This window comes from Trinickia sp. Z7 (assembly GCF_056498045.1).
In genome coordinates this window covers 120688-138676 of the sequence record NZ_JAUEQW010000013.1, presented here as the reverse complement: position 1 = coordinate 138676, position 17989 = coordinate 120688, and the positions used below count along the sequence as shown (strand labels likewise).

Below are 17989 nucleotides of genomic sequence, written 5' to 3'. Positions count from 1 at the left end.
GCGTGCAAGGTCCGGCCCGCAACGGGCTGGGACCTTTGCCGCCGTCTGGTGCGGGCGGCGAAGGGGACGGCCGTCGAATGCCTCAGGGGACCGTATCTCAGGCCACCGCGCGCGCCGCGTTCTTGCCGCGCAGCCATTCTAGCGCGAGCAGCAGCGCCGTCGAAAAGACGATGAGGATGGTCGCGAGCGCCGCGATCGTCGGCGTGATGTTCTCGCGAATGCCGGTGAACATTTGGCGCGGCAGCGTCGTCTGATTGGCGCCCGCGAGAAATAGCGTCACGACGACTTCGTCGAACGAAGTCGCAAACGCGAACAAAGCCCCCGAAATCACACCCGGCGCGATCACGGGCAACGTGATGCGGAAGAACGTGCGCGTCGGATTCGCGCCGAGCGAGAGGCTCGCACGCACGAGGTTCCCGTCGAAGCCCTGCAACGTCGCGCCGACCGTCGTCACGACGAATGGAACGCCGAGCGCGGCATGCGCCATGATGAGGCCGATGTACGTATTGGCCAGCCCCAGCGGCGCGAAGAACAGATACATGCCCACGCCCACGACGATGACGGGCACGATCATCGGCGAAATCAACACGGCCATGACGATCGCTTTTCCACGAAAATTCGCCTTCGCGAGGCCCAGTGCGGCCAGCGTGCCGAGCACCGTGGCCAGCGCCGTGGCCGACGGCGCCACGATGAAGCTATTCTTCGCGGCGAGACGCCACTCGTCGGACATGACGAGATTCTGATACCAGCGCAGCGACCAGCCCGGGATCGGATAGGCGAGAAACGTGCTGGACGAAAACGACAACGGCACGATCGCGAGCACGGGCAATATCAAGTACAACAGCGTGAGCACGGCCAAGCCGCGCAGCAGGAAGTACCATCCGCGCTCGACGAGCGACGTGTGCGGGGCGAACAAAGGTTTCGAAAGTTTCATCGTCGGCTCCGGCTCGAAGGCCTCACGAGTGCATCAGGGGTATATCGGTCGAGAACGCCACGGACGCCGAAAGGGTCGACATGATCGATCTCATCGCAAGCAACCGTGAACTCATAGGCTCGGTTGCCCACGCGTGAACCGGCCGTACACCGCGTAAAGAACAAGGGTCGCGGCAAGCAAGAGGCCGCCGAGCGCGCACGCCATGCCCCAGTTGATCGTCACGTTCGTGAAATAAGCGACGTAGTAGCTCACCATCTGATCATTAGGGCCACCCAGCAATGCAGGCGTGATGTAGTAGCCGATCGCAAGGATGAAGACGAGCAACGCACCCGCGCCGATGCCGGGATACGTTTGCGGCACATAGACACGCCAGAATGCCGCGAACGGGTGGCTGCCGAGCGAAACGGCCGCACGTTGATATGTCTTCGGAATCGACTTCATCACGCTATAGAGCGGCAAGATCATGAACGGCAGCAGGATGTGCGTCATCGAAATGTAGACGCCCGTGCGATTGAAGAGCAATTCCAACGGTGCGTGAATCAAGCCGAGCCCGCGTAGCGAGTGATTCACGAGCCCTTCTGTCTGCAAGATCACGATCCATGCCGCCACGCGCACGAGAATCGATGTCCAGAACGGAATCAGCACGAGGATCATCGCCAGGTTCGCGCGGCGCTCGCTCAACGTCGAGATCCAATAGGCAAGCGGATAGCCGAGCAACAATGCCGCCAGCGTCACCACCGCGCCGATCACGAAGGTGCGGCCGAACACGCTCAAATAGATGCGTTGATCGGGGTCGGTGCGCTCGATATGGCCGAACGCGTCTTGCCGATGATCGAGCGCAGCCAGCATATAGAACGGCGAATAATGCGAACTGTTCTTGGCGATTGCGCGCCAGTAACGCGCTTCACCCCAGCGCGCATCGAGATCGATCAGCTTCGTACGCATTTGCTCGGGGGTGAGCGCGAGCGGATGGCCGGCGTCGTCGGCGAAAGGCAGTGCTCGCGCCGTCTTCGCCACGAGCGACCGGTAGCCCGGGATCTCGACGTTGAGCCGCCGCGCCAAGCCGCCCATGACTTCGCCGTCCTGCGCAGCGGCCAAATCGGTCGCAAGCGCTACATATGCGGCCACCGGCGGTTCGCTTTTGCGATCCCACGCGTGAAGCTGAACGACGGTTTTGGGTAGCGCGTCGGCTACCTCGGGGTTTTGCACCGCGCGCGTCAACAGGGCGGCGATCGGTACGACGAAAATCAAAAACAGGAAGATCGCCAGCGGCGCGATCAAGAGCAACGCCGCCGCTCGCTTGCGCGCCTGCGCCGCCTTCAATTCCCGCTTCAACGTCGCCGTCGATGCGCTGCCCGGCTCGCTCGAAATCGTCATCGTTTGCACGCTTGTCTCCTGCCTTGCCTCTTGCTTCCTGCCTCGTGCTTCCTGCGCTCCGGCGCCGCGCAGCGGGGCGGTGGTTTCCCGGCGGCGCGGCGTTCGAGCGCAAAAATGCTCAACTTCCTACTGCGCGGCGGAACCGGCTACATTGCCGGCGCCGCCGTCGCTGCGTGCATTACTTCGACGCCCACGACGCGAAGCGCTGCTCGAGCTCGTCGCCGTAATCGGTCCAGAAGGCGGCGTCCTGCAATACCGCGTTCTTGCCGTTGGCCGGCGAATTCGGCAAATTGGACAGGGTCTTGGCATCGAGCGACTTGATCGCGTCACGGTTCGCAGGGCCGTATGCGATGTGCTGCGCATACGCTTGCTGCGGCTTGGACGAGATCGAGTAGGCGATGAACTGCTCGGCGAGCGCCTTGTTGGGGGAGCCCTTCGGAATGACCCAGTAGTCCAGATCGTAGATGCTGCCGTTCCAGACCACCTTCAGGTTCTTGCCTTCGCGCTGCGCGGCGTCGATGCGGCCGTTGAACGCGGAAGACATCACGACGTCGCCCGCGACCAGGAATTGCGGCGGCTGTGCGCCCGCCTCCCACCACTGGATGTTCGGCTTCAATTGGTCCAGCTTCTTGAACGCGCGGTCCTGGCCGGCTTTCGTCGCCAGCACCTTGTAGACGTCCTTCGGCGCGACGCCGTCGGCCATCAAGGCGAATTCGAGGTTGCCGCGCGCGCCCTTGCGCAACGCACGCTTGCCGGGGAATTTCTTCACGTCCCAGAAGTCGGCCCAACCAGTCGGCGCCGTCTTCAGCTTGTCGGCGTTGTATGCAATGGCCGTCGACCAAACGAAAAAGCCCACGCCGCAAGTGCTCGGCGATTCGGGAATCAGCTCGGATTTCTTCGCAATCTTGGACCAGTCGAGCTTCTCGTAGAGCCCTTCGTCGCAACCGCGGCCCAGGTCGCCCGATTCGACTTCGACGACGTCCCAGTTCACGTGCTTGGCTTCGACCATCGCCTTGATCTTGGCCGTTTCGCCGTTGTACTCGACGGCCGTCACCTTATCGCCGGTCTTTTGCTCGAACGGCTGGTAGTAGGCCACCTTCTGCGCGTCGGCGTTCGCACCGCCGAAGTTCACGACCGTCAGCTCGGCGGCGCCGGCGCCTGCGGCACCGAGCATCGTCGACAAACAAGCGACGGCCAGCGTCACCGCGGTACGGCGCGCAAGTTTTGTGTTCGTCTTCATCTGGGTTCTCCTCTACGTGGACTTTCGTCAATGCGTCCGCCAAACCGGGGACAGGGCGCTGCTTTCTACTCGCGAGCGGCGCTATCCGCCCGCGCTATCGGTCACGCGAAAATACGCAAATGCTCGGGGGCGAACTCGAGCGCCACGGGCGCGCCGGGCACGAACGTCCCGAGCGCTTCGGTGCCCAACGGGACTTTGACGAAGCATTCGTCCTGCTCGGGCACCGCGCAGCGCATCCGCACGTGATCGCCGTAATAGATGAGGCCGCGCACTTCGCTCGCGAGCGCATTGCCGCCCTGGCGCGCCTCGGGGTGCGAGGCCAAACGCAAGCGCTCGGGGCGAATGCAGCCGACCGCTTGCTCGCCCGCCCTCGCGTTGCCCACGTTGCGGCCGACGACGTGCGTGCCGTCGCGCAGCCGCAGACGGCAAAACTCGCCGTCGATCTCCGAGATCGTGCCTTGCAAGCGATTGCTGTCGCCGATGAAGTTCGCCACGAATTCATTGCACGGCGTTTCGTAAAGCCGGTCGACGGTGTCCAATTGCTGAACGACGCCCTTGTCGAAGACGGCGACGCGGTCGGACATCGTCAACGCTTCGCCCTGATCGTGCGTGACGTAGACGAACGTCACGCCAAGCTTGTCGTGCAGCGCTTTGAGTTCGTACTGCATATGCTCGCGCAGTTGCTTGTCGAGCGCCCCCAGCGGTTCGTCCATCAATACGAGCCGCGGTGCGAACACGAGCGCCCGCGCAAGCGCGATCCGTTGTTGCTGGCCGCCCGAGAGTTGCGCCGGATAACGCTTGGCGAAACTTTCCATGCGCACCATCTTCAGCGCTTCGACCACGCGGTCCGCGCGCTCCGCGGCGTCCATCTTACGCACCGTCAGCGGGTAAGCGACGTTCTGCGCCACGGTCATGTGCGGAAACAGCGCGTAGTTCTGAAACACCATGCCGATGTTGCGCTTATGCGGCGGCACGGTGTTGAGCAACTGCCCATCGAGCCGGATCTCGCCGCCCGTCGGGAATTCGAATCCCGCCAGCATCATCAGACAAGTCGTCTTGCCCGACCCCGACGGACCGAGCAGCGTCAGGAATTCGCCCTGGTAGATGTCGAGGTCGAGCGACTTCACCACCAGCGTTTCGCCGTCGTACGTCTTGCGCACGCCGCGAAAACTCACGATCACTTGATCCGATTTCATCGTCTACCTCCGATTGGCTCCATCGACATGCGAGCACCGCATTTCATTTGCGATCCAATATAATCGTTTACGGTTCCACGCAACGGAACCATTTCATTATTCCGAAGGGAACCACTTTGGATACGATCATTCTGTCGGACTGGCTGGGCGCCCGGCTCGAGCGCACCGCCCCCGAGCCCATGTACCGCCAGGTGCTGCGCCTCGTCCAGCACGCCATTCTGACCGGGCAACTCGCGCCCGGCACGAAGCTGCCCAGCTCCCGAACGCTGGCGGAAGATCTCGACATCGCACGCAACACCGTCCTGCGCGTATATGACCAATTGACCGCCGAAGGTTATGTGCTGTCAACCACGGGCAGCGGCACTTATGTGGCCGACACGCGACCGGATGCCGCAGCCGTGCGGCCGCGCACGCTCGTGCGCGCGAGCGAGCCCGGTCCCGCGCGGGAAAACCGCGCCCACGCGAGCCTGTCCACCCGCGGCAGGCGTCTGATCGGCCGCGCGGGCGTGGCGCCCAAGCAATGGGGCGCTTTCATGCCCGGCGTGCCCGACGTGACCGAGTTCCCCGCACGCACGTGGAGCCGCTTGCAGGCCCGCCTATGGAAGGAAGCCAACCCCGATTTGCTGACCTATGCGCCCGGCGGCGGCTACCGCCCGTTGCGGCGCGCGTTGTCCGATTACCTGCGCGTGGCGCGCTCGGTCAAATGCTCGCCCGACCAGATCATCATCACTACGGGTATACATCAATCGATGGACCTCGCCGTCCGGCTCTTGACCGACGTCGGCGATCGCGCGTGGGTCGAAGAGCCTTGCTACTGGGGCGCGCGCAGCGTGCTGCAATCGGCCGGGTTGGAGCTGGCGCCGATTCCCGTCGACGGCGAAGGCTTGAACCCGCTCGAGCTCGCGCAAGCCGCACCGCATGCGCCGCCCCGCCTCGCGGTCGTGACGCCCTCGCATCAGTATCCGCTCGGCATGGTGATGAGCCTCGCACGGCGGCGCACTTTGCTCGAATATGCGCGCCAGCACGAGGTGTGGATCGTCGAAGACGATTACGACAGCGAGTTTCGCTATGGCAGCCGGCCGATTGCATCGCTGCAAGGGCTGGACGATGCGGGCCGCGTCATCTACGTGGGCAGTCTGGGCAAGATTCTCTATCCGGGGTTGCGCATCGGCTACATGGTCGCGCCCGAGCATTTGGTCGAAACGTTCCGCACCGGCGTGGCGGAGCTGTATCGCGAGGGGCAGTTGATGCATCAAGCCGTGCTGGCCGAATTCATTCTGGGCGGCTATCTCACCTCTCATGTACGGCGCATGCGCGCGCTGTATGGCGAGCGCCGGCAAATGCTGATCGATGCGATCACCACGCGCTTTGGCGACACGCTGCCCGTGATGGGCGACGAAGCCGGGCTACACCTCGTGCTCGGGCTGCCCGACACGACGGACGATCGCGCCGTGACGACTGCGGCCTTCGAAGCGGGCGTGATCGTGCGGCCGCTGGCAGCGTACTACAGCAGCGAAGACGTCGCACGCCGCGGGCTGTTGCTGGGTTATGCCTGCGTGCCGAACGCTCGCATCGGGCCGGCGTTCGACACGCTCGCGCGCGTAATCGAACAGCATATGACTGCAGGCGCGAAGCAAGTCGCTTGAGGATGCGGCGCGCCGCGCCCCCACACCACGCGATGCTCAATGAGCGTCCGCGCGATCGAGCGATGCGGCGCGCAGCCGCTGCGCCGAAGTCGCGAACATACGCTCGCGCAGCCGCGCAAGCTGCGCTTCACGTTCTCCCGGCGCGAGGCCCATCGCATCGATGCCCGCGCGCTGCGCCGCGTAGTCCGCGTACTGCGCGCGCCAAGCGTCCTCGTCCCGCCGCATTTGGACCACTCGCTCGGCTGCCTGCGCGCCGAGCGCCTGCGTGGCCTTCGCTCGCAACTCGTCATCCGTCATACCCTGCCGCTCGAGCCGAGCAATCGTATCGACCGTTGCGCGCGCATGCTGCCCCCGCTCGTTTGCGCCACGTTCCTGGGCGGGCATCGACGCTTCGAGCGCCTGCAAGCGAGCGGCCTTTTGCTCGGCCGTCAACGTCGGATCGCGCGCAATTCGCAGGCGCTCGATCATCGTGCGTCCACGTCGCCAATCGGGGCCGAAGAACGCCTCGTTCCAATCCGCGCCTAGCATGCGGCTCGCCAGCGACGCTCGCTCGTCGAGCGCGAACTGCATTGCATCGAGCTGCGGCCCGCTGGCGCTGTCCGCGTCGTTCGACCCGACCGGCGCGGCCAGCGCGCCCAGACGAACGAGCGCCTGCCGGTACGATCGATACCGTTGCCAGAGGTCGAGCGCTTCCGATTGCGCCGGCGTGCCATCCCATTGCGCGGCGATCTGCGCGCGCACGAGCGCGTCCAACGCGCTGGGCGACAACTCGTTTTGCGCGGTCGAGAAGTAGTCGAAGAAGTCGCGCACGCCGCGCGCTTTGAGCAGATGGCCCCGCGCATCGAGCGGCAACCGAGGGGGCGTGGAGCCCGCGAGCGAGACGGGCAGCGTAGCGGGAGCCGATGCGGGCAGCGCCGCTCGTGCGAGCGGCGGCACCAGCACATGCGTGGCGCGTTGCGCGCTCGCTCGCGAGGCCCGGGCCGGCGCATCGAGATAGCGGATCGCGGCAGCGGCGGCGATGCCGACGAGACCTAGCAGTACGCATGTATAAACCGCCTTGCTTGCATCGGCCGGGCGCCTCATCGGTTACAGCCCCTCGAGCTTCAAACGGTTCGCATGGGTGCGAACGACCGCAACGGGATCTTCCGCGTTTTGCCCGAGCACGCCCAACACTTGGTTGATCTCGTCCACGTGATTCCAGTGATAGCTCGTGCTCAGCACTTGGCCGAACAGCGCACTGCAAACCGAGACGAGGCCGTCGTTCGGGCCGGAATTGCGGTTGATCATGACCGTGCCCGAGCCTAGCAACGTCAGCGTGGACGGGTCTGCGAAGTTGGCCCAGTCGAGCGGACCCGATACGCTCGAATCGCTCGCGCCGCGCAAGCCGAGCGCGGACCAAGCCGGCGCAATCGCGCTGCCCGCCCATGAATACAGGTAATGCGTATGGCCGTCGACAGTCTCGGTCGGCGCCCCCGTTCGGCACGAACCGGGCGCGCCCAAGCCCGCGCTCGGCACGGCGGTATTGAACTGCGCCGCCCCGGTGCTGGTGAGCGCCGTCAAGGCGGCGATCGCATCCTGATTCGTATTGAAGTTGCTGCTAAAGAGCGTGCCGAGCAGGTTCGCGAACTTGCCGATCAGCGGCTCGGCCAAGCCCGTGGGGTCTTTCGCGAGCACATCTGCGACGTAATCGGCGAATTCCGAACCGCGGTGCGGTGTGCCGATGGTCGTCACCGACGCGACGAGCTCCGGCGCCACCGCCGCCACGTATCGCACGCTGAAGCCGCCTTGGCTATGACCGATCAAATTGACCTTGGGCGCGCCCGTCGCGGCCAGCACCTGTTGGACGTACGCAAGCAGTTGCTCTCCCCGCCCGTTCGGCCCTAGATCGCTTTGGAAGCCCGATAGATTCGCGACATAGACGTTCGCGCCGTGCGACTCGAGATCGGATGCGATGCCGTACCAGTAATCGAGCACGTTCGCATAGCGGTCCGTGCCCGACAGGCCGTGCACGAGCACGATGGGATACCGCGTCGAGGCGTAGTTGTCGACCGCTTGCGCGGTGTCGGCGTAGGCGAGGCCCGGTTGCGTCGACGAAATCAATGCGGCCGATACGATCCAACCGGTGAGCGATGCACTACCGACCGTGCACGCCGCCAATGCGGTCAAAATCTTCTTGGTTAACGACCCAGTCATACCGTTTTCTCCAATTTTCATTCGCGCGAATTACGGGTTGTATTCAAACGATGTTTTAAAACAGTACGGCCATGAAAGGCTCGGCCACCACGGATTCAGCGCCTTGGAGTGAAGCAGCAAACGGGATTTTGCGTAAGAGGATTTCTCTTGATTTAGACAGGTATCACTAATCTGTTTATCGGATAACGTACGATTTCTTTCGTTTTGATTACCAAAACAGCAATAACAAAAAATTCTGATTTGAACTATCGACGAAAATTCGCATTACATCGAACTACGAATTCGCTTATGCGGACGACCGTCCATATCGATGGGCGTGCACATGCCGATGGGGCACGACTTCGTCGACCGCAATCAGCGGCCCGCCCTCGTCACACCGCATCGCATCGGCATCGGCCTCGACATTTGCATCGGCATAAACGAACGGCCGACTCACATCGGCCGCCCGCTTCGCCCGGCGCGCGAGATTCAAGCTTCCGCGGCAAGCGTCGACGCGCGCCGGGGACAGTCTCTGCACGCGGTGGAAGGCATCGTCCGCAATGTCGCTCATCATCCGCAATGTGAGACCGGTGATGCTGAAGTAGGTGAAATAGCGCAGCAGCGCACCGGCCAAAGCCAGAGCGATCAACGACGCGAACGGCGCGAGCACCGCATACAAGGCATGGGCCTTGCCCAGCCCCGCGCGCGCCAGTGCATCGACGAGATGGCGCGCGAACCAGGGCGTCATGATGTCGGCCGCCGCGGTCGACAGCGCCACAACGATAATCGCAGCGATGCGATGCCGCTGGCGGCTCCAATGTGTGAAGGCGAAGCCGAAGACGTCTTTGAACGTGCGTCCGCCAAGATCGATTTTCTTGTGATTCATAGGCGCTCCGCCCTGGGCGCGGCGCGCCCAGGGATGCGAAAAATCAATGAACAAACGCTGCGCGGCGCGACCCGGAAGGCTCAGCGCCGACGACAACGGCGCGCCGCTTATCGCGGCGCATTGACTAGGAGAATGCGAGAGCCGGTTTACGCGCCGGGAAACCCCGGCGGAACACGGCGAGAAGAAGCGACGTCAGCGTCGCATATCGCCCCGAGGAGCAGGTGCCACGTTCGGGACGGCAGTAAGCGTGGTGATGGACATCGAACGCCTCCCTAGGTGGTTGAAGTGAAATGAAGGACAACTAGACCTGTGGTCTAGCAGCGTCTCGTAATACTTGTGCGCAAGCCAACGGAAGCGATGTGGGATTGCGCCGCCTCCGGCGGCGCGGCACCGTCGCGGCGCGCTCAGCCGACCGGCGTCAAATCCACACGCGTCGAGGGGCCGTTATCCTTCATCCCTTCGGTCCCGAAGTGGGGCGGCCCGATCGTGATGCGGCCGGCGTCGACCTTCTGGATCAAATACTGCCGCACGTTCTTCGCACGCTGCTCCGCTAGCGCGTGCAAACTCGTATCGTCGACCGGTGCGTGGTAAGCCAGGGCTCGCTTCATATCCTCATCGGGCAGCGTCTTGGTCAAGCCGACAAAATTGCGTGGCTTCTTGAAATCGGCGTTCTTGTACGCCTCCTTCAGATAACGGCTGTACTCGTCGGAGGTCAACGTCACCGTGGACGGATCGACCTGTTGCCCGCCGCTCGTCGTCGCCTTCGCTTTTTCCTGCTTGACGAGATCGTCGACATAAGCGAGCCGAAGCCCAGACATGTCGACATTCGCGTCGGCGCGCCCGCTCAGCTCGAGCTTGACCGCGGTCTTGTCGTTCATCAGCTTGGCAAGCGTATCCAGTTTCTCGCGCGACCGATCGGTCAACGCCGCGGAACCCGGGGCAAAAGCGATGAATTGCAGTTGTTCGGCGCTCGTCTCGCCGCCCGTGCCGCCTCCGAACGCGTTCGCAAGCAGCGAGAACGGCGCGGTGACCGCCTTCTCGATCAGATGCACCACCGCGCTCCAAATCAGGCTGCCCAAACTGAATTGCGGATTCGACAGCGATCCCGAAACAGGGATGTTGACGTCGATCTGACCGCGCGAGTTTTTCAGGAGCGCGATCGCGAGACGCACGGGCAAGTGCGTTTCGGTATCGTTCTGCACATGTTCGCCGAACGTCAGCTGGTCGATGAAGAGATGGTTCTGCGCCGTCAACTGGTCGTTTTCGAGCTTGTAATGAAGATCGACGTTCAGGCTGCCGCGCGTAATCGGGTAGCCGGCGTACTTGAGCGAATAGGGCGTGAGATTCTTCAAGCCGATGTCGTGCGCGCTGGCGCTCAGATCGAGCGTCGGCTTGGGCGCGAGCGGGTTGGCCGTGCCGCGGATGGCGATCGGACCGTTGTCCGCCAAGCTTGCGCTGATGTCGACCGGGGCAGGAACCGCGATATCGGTACCGAACGTGCCGATCGTCCCCGTGATGTCGACGAGGTTGGCCGTGTAGTTCGGCTTGACGAAGTCGTCCGTGTAGTTCACATGGCCTTGCTGCAACACCACCTGGCCGATGCGGGCGTGCAGCGGCGTCGAGGCCGGCCCCGTGGGCGGGGCGGTCTGCACGTGCGCGGTCGTCGTCGATGCCTTTTGCTTGGGTTCCGCGGACGCTTCCGATGCAGCGCGTCCCTCGGCAAGCACGTCGTTCAGATTCAGCTTGCCGTTCGAATCGAGCAAGACGCGCCCAAAGAACCGCGCAAACGTCACGCGGGCGATGTCGAGATTGACGCCGTGTTCGTCGTAGCGCGCGTTGATGCCGCCGATCCCGAGCGTGCCCCACCCTGCGAGCGGCGCCGCGTTGGTGCGGTCGAGCAAACGGACGTCGACCAGCGCCGCACCACCGCGGTACGCGTACGATGCGACGCCGCTCTTGGGCGTCGAGGCCTTCAATTGCCCCCGCGCGTTCAACTGAGCGGCCGCGATTTTTGCATTGAGCCGGCTGCCGAAGTACGGTTCGAAGGGTGAAAGATCGAGCCGATTCGCCTGGACCGTCAGCGTGGCGGCGAGTGGAACCGGCACGAGGTCGCCTTCGAGATCAAGCGTCCCCTTGCCGTTGAGCGAAGCCTCCAGCTTGACCGCAAGCGGCTTGCGCAGGTCTTCGGTGACGTTGCGCACGTCGAGTTGAAGGGGGGCCAGGTGCAGTTTCACAGGGCGCGGCGCGGCTTCGTCCGTGATATCGGCGGAAGCGTCCCTTACCGCGAGTTCGCCGATCCGGTAGCGCCAGCCTGCTTGCGCGGCTTGCGCCGCAGTCGCCGGTTTCGCTGCATTGCCGCGATCGGGCTCGCGCTCGCGCCGCGCCGGGCCGGCGGCGGTCGCCTCGGCCCGTTTCGGATGCGGTGTGGATTCCGGCGGCTCGGCCAGCCGTGTCAAGCTGATGCGGCCGTTCTTGTCGCGCGTGCCCGTCACCGACAGCCCCGTTGCTTCGATACGCTCGATGTCCGCGGTGCGGGCCGCCACATCGATGCCTTTGAGCGAGACGCGGCCTTTCGCCAGCGCGATGTCGGGCGCAGCGCCCTTCGCCGCATCGGGGCCGGTCACCTGCAACGCTTTCAGCGTCAGTTCTCCTGCGCCCACGCGCGCTTCGGCGGCGGGACGCGACCAGTCGGCGTCGAGCGAGAGCGATGCGCCCAGCCGGCCGGCCGCGATGCGCGCACGCGTAACACCGTCCAAATAGGGCTGTGCGATGGGCAAGGCCAACTCTACGATCGACAGGGTGGCGTCGGCGCGCTTCGCAGCCAATGCCAGCGTGCCCGTTGCCCCGATACTGCCGCCTTGCTTGAGCGCCGTTTGAACGACGTAGCGCGCCTTGGCAGCGCCAAGCGTCGAGAAATCGTCGAGCGTCGCTTTCAAGTGGGTCAAATCGAGCGCGACGGGTCGATCCGGCCTGCGATCCTCTAGCGCGACGCTGCCGTCGTTCAACGCAAAATGCTTGATCGACACATCGAGGGGCGCTGGCGTGGCGGCGACGATCTCGCCAGGCGTAGACGCCGCATCGGGCGCGGACGCCCCCGCCGAGGCGGCACCCGAGGTAGCGCTCGCGGCCCGCGTCGCAGGCTCGCCGACGGTTGCGGGCGGCTTGGGCGCAGACGCGCGCGCCGGAGCAAACGCGCGCGCAATGCTCAATTCGCCCGAATGCTCGCGCATCAAATGCAGCGCGGGCTGATCGAGTCGGATTTCGTCGAAGCGATAGACACCCGCGAGCGGCTGCAGTGCCGCCGCGGCCACATGCAACGCATGGGCCGAGAAAAACGGCGCGTGCGCCGAGTCGACGATGCGGGCATCGGTCAAATCGGCCGTGCCCGAGACGGTCAAGCTCGGTTTGTCGCCCGACATCACGAAGCGCAACTTCAGATCGCCGGCCAGCTTGCCGCTTTGCACTTCCAGCGGGAGTTTGGCCGGCGCGTAAGACAGCAAGCGCGGCACATCGAGCCCATCGAACGTGACGGCCACGTCCGAGTCGCGCGTCTTCGTAAACGGCTTGGTTTTCCCTCGGATTTCGATCTGGCTGCCGTCCACGCGCGCGGACAAGCGCGGCGCGACGAAGATGTCGGCCTGCGCCGGCAGCGTGGCGATGAACGGCACGCCTAAGGAGAATGACTCGACGACATGGCGCATGCCGAGCAGGCGATCGTCGAAATCGACGCGGCCGTTTTCGACCGCGATGTTCGAGACCGAGAACAAGGTCGGTCCCGCTTGCGGCTTCGACGGTTTCGCAAACTTCTCGACGATATCGCTGAAGTTGAAACGCTGTGCGTCGTAGCGCACGAGGTTGACCCGCGGTGAATCGATCCGCAACTCGGTGACGATCGGCGCAAAGCGCAGCAGCGTCATCCACGATGCTCGCACGACCAGACGCTCCATGGCGGCGAACTCGCCCGGGCCGCCGCGTTCGCCTATGCGCAGGCCATCGACTTCGAGGCGCAGCGTGTACGGATTGAGCGCCACCCGGCGGATCGATGCAGGCCGCGCGAGCGTTTGCGTGAGCTGCTGTTCGGCGAGGTGCCGAATGAGCGGCGGCGCCGCGAAAAAGCCCAGCAATCCATACAACGCGATGGCAATCACCACGCCGATCGCGGTGCGCCGCGCGCCGCGCGATCGCATCGTTTCCCCGAAACGGGCCAGCGCGCCGCCTTTCGGTTCGTTCGTCATCGCACCGCTCCGTTCACGCTCGCTTGCCCCGCTCCGTTGAGATGGGCGTCGCGCCCAGTGTTTCGCTTATCGGGATTCGACCTTCGGCGGCAGCCAACTGCCATCGGTCGCGCTCGGTTGCGGCGCATATAGCCGCATCACGAGTTCGAACGGCCCTGGCGGCGCGGGCAGCCAATTCGACTGATGCGCTCGAGCCGGTGGCTTCGACGATACATAGACGTCGATCGAGCCATCGCGATTGCGACGCAAACGATCGTGCGAGTCGATCGAGTAACGAGGCAGCCGCCCGGACGCCAATTCGCCGTTCGGCGTGTAAGGCGTGATCGTCCAATAGGCGCGCACGGGCGGCAGCGCCTTGGAAGGGAAATGCATCACGTAGGTGCGGTCGCCGTCGAGCGGTTTGGCCGCCCCATCAACCAAGGCGGTCGGGAACGCTTCATCCTGCTTGGTCGCGACACCGGGATGCGCATAGGTTGCGTAGGCCCGCAATGCGTAGTCGTCGCCGTAATGGCCCACGCTCTCGCCCAGCCAATTCCAACCGTTGCCCGAAATGGCGTTGACCGGCGGCGTCTGCACCCGCTTGAAACCCTCCACAACGCCCGCTGCGATCGCATCGGTCGAGCCGGCGGGAAAATGCGGCGCCTCCCCCGGTGTCACCCCGATATCGGCCAGCACCTTGACGGCATGGGCATCGTCGGACGCTGGCGGATTGTCGCGCAGCGCATCGGCCAATTTGCCGAAGAAAGCGTTCGCATCGAGTTGAGCGACGGCCGCAGCGTTCGCGGCAAGACCGGCCAATGCCTCGGCGACGCTTTCGTTCGCATCCGCGGCATCGGCCTGGCCCGCGCGGCGACCCCGCTGCGCGTGCTTGCCGCGCGCGGCATGGCGTTCGTGTTCGTGGGCGAGATACGCCGACAGGGGCGCGACGCGCACCTCGTTCTCCAACCGGCGAGCCCCCTGCACCGCCCTCGCATCGAGCGCGGCGATGCGCACGCCAAGCCATAGATTCTTGCCTGGCGCCGCGACGCGCACCACGCCCGACGGCAACTGGCCATCCCAGCCCGGCGGCACGAGCGCGATGGTCTGCGGCTTGGGCGCCCCGGTCCGGGTGTTGGCGGTCGGCCCCGTCGACCAGACCACGTTCGTCCACATATCGAGCACGCGGGCATCGAGGAAGCGCCCATGCGTCTCGGGCACTGACACGAGGACAGGTTCCTGCGACAAATCGAGCCACGCGTTCGCAGATAGCGTGTCGACGTCCGCCAGCGGCGGCCGTCCGTCGCCTTCCGTCGTCGTCACGGGCACCGGGTGCAACGTGTTGAGCACCGCGCCCGCATCCGTGCCTGCGCCGGCCCCCGCCAACGCCGCGGCGCGCGCAGTCGTCATCACGACCAGCGGATAGCCGAACACGTAGGAATCCACGACTTCGTCTTGAGTCCAGCCCGTCGCATGCGGCGGAGGCGGCGCCTTGACCGGCGCGGCGCACCCGGCAAAGACTACGGCGGCGACGCACGCCAGCCAGGAGCAGGCCCCCGCGGGCAGCTTGAGGTTTCGAGTTTTTGTTGTCATGTGTACGGTCTGTTTTACGAGGGCATCGGGCGGGCAACTCCGCCTTCGCCGTTGTACGGCGCTCGAGCCGGCCAGGATCTCGCGCCACGTCGATTCTCATTCGAATCGCGAGAGCGTTGTATCGTATCCTCGGCCGCTAAGCAAGGATCAACCAAAACTCGACGATAAAGCCGCAACACTTGCGCCCGCCGTTTTAAAGTTCAGCCGCGTCCGGCAAGTCTCACAATCTGCCCGAAGAAGCCATCCGGCCGACAGCCGCCGATATCGCTTGACCTTCCAATCATGGGAAGGTCGATAGTGAATCATCTTGTTGCGGCCCCCGCCGTTTCCGTCATCAGAGCCTTTATGACCGAACTCGCACCTTCCGATATCGCCGACGCGCCGAGCGCCGAACTCGAGATCCAGGGCATGACCTGCGCATCATGCGCCACCCGCGTCGAAAAAGCCCTGGCGCGCGTCCCCGGCGTCACCGCCGCTTCCGTCAATCTTGCGACCGAGCGCGCCTCGGTGCGCACATCGGAGCCGCTCGCACCCGTGGATATCGACCGGCTCGTCAAAGCGGTCGTCGACGCCGGGTACGGAGCGCAGCCTGTCCTGTCGCAAACGCAAGAAGCCGGCGCCGGCGAAAACGCTTCGACGACGGCCGAGGGAACCCGAGCACGTCGCGCCCGGCGGGAATTGGCCGCCGTTGCCTTGTCGGCGTTGCTCAGTGCGCCGCTCACGCTGCCCATGCTGAGCGCGCCGTTCGGCGTCGAGGCCGCCCTGCCCTCCTGGTGGCAACTCGCGCTGGCCAGTATCGTCCAATTCGGGTGCGGCGCGCGCTTCTACGGCAGCGCTTACCGGGCCGTGCGCGCGCGAGCGGGCAACATGGACTTGCTCGTGGCGCTCGGCACGTCGGCGGCTTACGGTTTGAGCGTGTGGCAGATGATCGCGCATCCCGGCGACACGATGCATCTGTATTTCGAGGCGTCCGCCGTCGTGATCACGCTCGTGCGGCTCGGCAAATGGCTCGAAGCGCGCGCCAAACGCGAAACGACCGACGCCATTCGCGCGTTGAGCGCGCTCAGGCCGGAGCGAGCGCTCATCAAGGACTCGCTCGGCAACGAGCGCGAGGTGCCGCTTGCGCAAGTGCGGGTCGGCACGGTGGTCGTGGTCAGGCCCGGCGAACGCATGCCCGTCGACGGAACGATCGCGGCAGGCCGCACCCACGTGGACGAATCGTTGATCACGGGAGAAAGCCTGCCCGTCGCCAAAGGGCCGGGCGAGCATGTGACGGCCGGGTCGATCAACGGCGAAGGCGCGCTGGAGGTGACGACGACGGCCACGGGCGCCGAGACCACGCTCGCACGCATCATCCGGCTCGTCGAAAGCGCGCAGGCGGAAAAAGCGCCCATTCAACGGCTCGTCGATCGCGTGAGCGCCGTGTTCGTGCCCGCCATTCTCGTGTTGGCCGCAGCTACGTTGGGGTTGTGGCTGTTGGCCGGCGCTTCGGTGGAGACGGCGATTCTCAATGCGGTGTCGGTGCTCGTCATCGCCTGCCCATGCGCGCTCGGACTCGCGACGCCGGCCGCGATCATGGCGGGCACGGGCGTCGCCGCCCGGCGCGGCGTGTTGATCAAGGACGCCGAAGCGCTCGAACTCGCGCAGCGGGTGTCCGTCGTCGCATTCGACAAAACCGGCACGCTGACGGTCGGCAAGCCCCGACTCGCCGCGTTCGAGCCGCTCGGCATGCCGCACGACGAGGCGCTTGCGCTGGCTGCCGCCGTCGAGCGCGGCAGCGATCATCCGCTCGCCCGCGCTCTGCTGGCCGAGTACGAAGCGCGCGCCGCGGGCGAGCCGCCTTCGACCGCGACCGCCGCAAGCGGCGATGCGCGCGGGCGCCTGCCCGCCGCCGCGCATGCGCAAGCCGTCGCCGGCCGCGGCATGCAAGCGCAGATCGACGGCGTCACGATATGCGTCGGCAACGCACGCTGGCTTGCCGAACTGGCCGTCGAGGCACCGGCCGCAGCGCGTGAGCGCGCGGCGGAGCTGGAAGCCGCGGGCAACACGATCTCGTGGCTGATGCGCCGGAGCGCGGAAGGCGTGCCTGCCGAAGCACTCGCACTGATCGCATTCGGCGACAGCGTAAAGCCGACCGCTCGCATCGCCGTCGAACAATTGGCCGCGCGCGGCGTGAAAAGCGTGCTGATCACGGGCGACAATCACGGCGCGGCCGCCACCGTGGCCGCCGAGCTCGGCATCGACGAGTACTACGCCCAGGTGCTGCCGGAGGACAAGGCGGACATCGTCGCGCAGTTGAAGGCCGGCACGGGGCAGGTCGTCGCCATGGTCGGCGACGGTATCAACGACGCACCCGCGCTCGCTGCGGCCGACATCGGCATCGCCATGGCAACGGGCACCGACGTGGCCATGCACGCAGCCGGCATTACGCTGATGCGCGGCGATCCAGCGCTCGTCGCCGATGCGATCGACATCTCGCGCCGCACGTATCGGAAGATCCAGCAGAACTTGTTTTGGGCGTTCGTCTACAACCTGATCGGCATTCCGCTCGCCGCGCTCGGGCTGCTGAACCCCATGCTGGCGGGGGCGGCCATGGCGTTTTCGAGCGTCAGCGTCGTCACCAACGCACTGTTGCTCAAGCGGTGGAAGGGCGTCGAACGAGCTTGAGGCCAGCGCGGGCAGTGGGCACAGCGCTTAGAGCGCTTGCGACGCTTGCCCGCGTCCTGCCCCGAGC

General features: G+C 65.1%; 11 protein-coding genes. 2 read left to right on the top strand and 9 right to left on the bottom strand.

Annotated elements, in window-relative coordinates; translation table 11 throughout:
* Positions 1-97 precede the first annotated feature (97 nt).
* The 4 genes from QQS38_RS20470 to QQS38_RS20455 all read right to left on the bottom strand — a co-directional run bounded on the left by QQS38_RS20470 (position 98) and on the right by QQS38_RS20455 (position 4747).
* On the bottom strand, positions 98-934 hold the full coding sequence (locus QQS38_RS20470) for an ABC transporter permease (protein ID WP_479647178.1): 837 nt from the start codon (positions 932-934) through the stop codon (positions 98-100).
* Positions 935-1045: 111 nt separating this feature from the next.
* Entirely contained in the window at positions 1046-2311 is a 1266-nt protein-coding gene (locus QQS38_RS20465; RefSeq protein ID WP_479647205.1) for an ABC transporter permease, read from the bottom strand.
* A 178-nt stretch (positions 2312-2489) separates the two neighbouring features.
* Positions 2490-3485 (bottom strand): ABC transporter substrate-binding protein, encoded by a 996-nt coding sequence (locus tag QQS38_RS20460; protein WP_479647204.1) that lies wholly within the window; start codon positions 3483-3485, stop codon positions 2490-2492.
* A 167-nt stretch (positions 3486-3652) separates the two neighbouring features.
* The gene (locus QQS38_RS20455; RefSeq protein WP_479647177.1) at positions 3653-4747 is read right to left on the bottom strand and encodes an ABC transporter ATP-binding protein; all 1095 of its coding nucleotides are present in this window, start codon (positions 4745-4747) and stop codon (positions 3653-3655) included.
* A gap of 116 nt (positions 4748-4863) precedes the next feature.
* Between QQS38_RS20455 and pdxR the strand changes: the two genes are divergently transcribed.
* Positions 4864-6393, top strand: a complete 1530-nt coding sequence (pdxR, locus tag QQS38_RS20450; protein ID WP_479647176.1) for a MocR-like pyridoxine biosynthesis transcription factor PdxR — start codon at positions 4864-4866, stop codon at positions 6391-6393.
* A gap of 36 nt (positions 6394-6429) precedes the next feature.
* Here pdxR and QQS38_RS20445 read toward each other — a convergent pair whose 3' ends face one another.
* The 5 genes from QQS38_RS20445 to QQS38_RS20425 form a co-directional block, all read right to left on the bottom strand.
* The gene (locus QQS38_RS20445; protein WP_479647175.1) at positions 6430-7476 is read right to left on the bottom strand and encodes a lipase secretion chaperone; all 1047 of its coding nucleotides are present in this window, start codon (positions 7474-7476) and stop codon (positions 6430-6432) included.
* Positions 7477-7479: 3 nt separating this feature from the next.
* A complete protein-coding gene (locus QQS38_RS20440) occupies positions 7480-8586 on the bottom strand; it encodes an esterase/lipase family protein (RefSeq protein ID WP_479647174.1) in 1107 nt (368 codons plus the stop codon).
* Between the two features lie 286 nt (positions 8587-8872).
* On the bottom strand, positions 8873-9451 hold the full coding sequence (locus QQS38_RS20435) for a hypothetical protein (RefSeq protein ID WP_479647173.1): 579 nt from the start codon (positions 9449-9451) through the stop codon (positions 8873-8875).
* A gap of 404 nt (positions 9452-9855) precedes the next feature.
* Positions 9856-13686 (bottom strand): DUF748 domain-containing protein, encoded by a 3831-nt coding sequence (locus QQS38_RS20430; protein ID WP_479647172.1) that lies wholly within the window; start codon positions 13684-13686, stop codon positions 9856-9858.
* A gap of 66 nt (positions 13687-13752) precedes the next feature.
* Complete coding sequence (locus tag QQS38_RS20425; RefSeq protein WP_479647171.1) at positions 13753-15255, bottom strand: DUF1254 domain-containing protein; 1503 nt, start codon at positions 15253-15255, stop codon at positions 13753-13755.
* A gap of 282 nt (positions 15256-15537) precedes the next feature.
* Between QQS38_RS20425 and QQS38_RS20420 the strand changes: the two genes are divergently transcribed.
* Positions 15538-17922 carry a heavy metal translocating P-type ATPase gene (locus QQS38_RS20420; RefSeq protein ID WP_479647170.1) on the top strand — a complete coding sequence of 795 codons (2385 nt, stop codon included), beginning with the start codon at positions 15538-15540 and terminating at the stop codon, positions 17920-17922.
* The last annotated feature ends 67 nt before the right edge of the window (positions 17923-17989 follow it).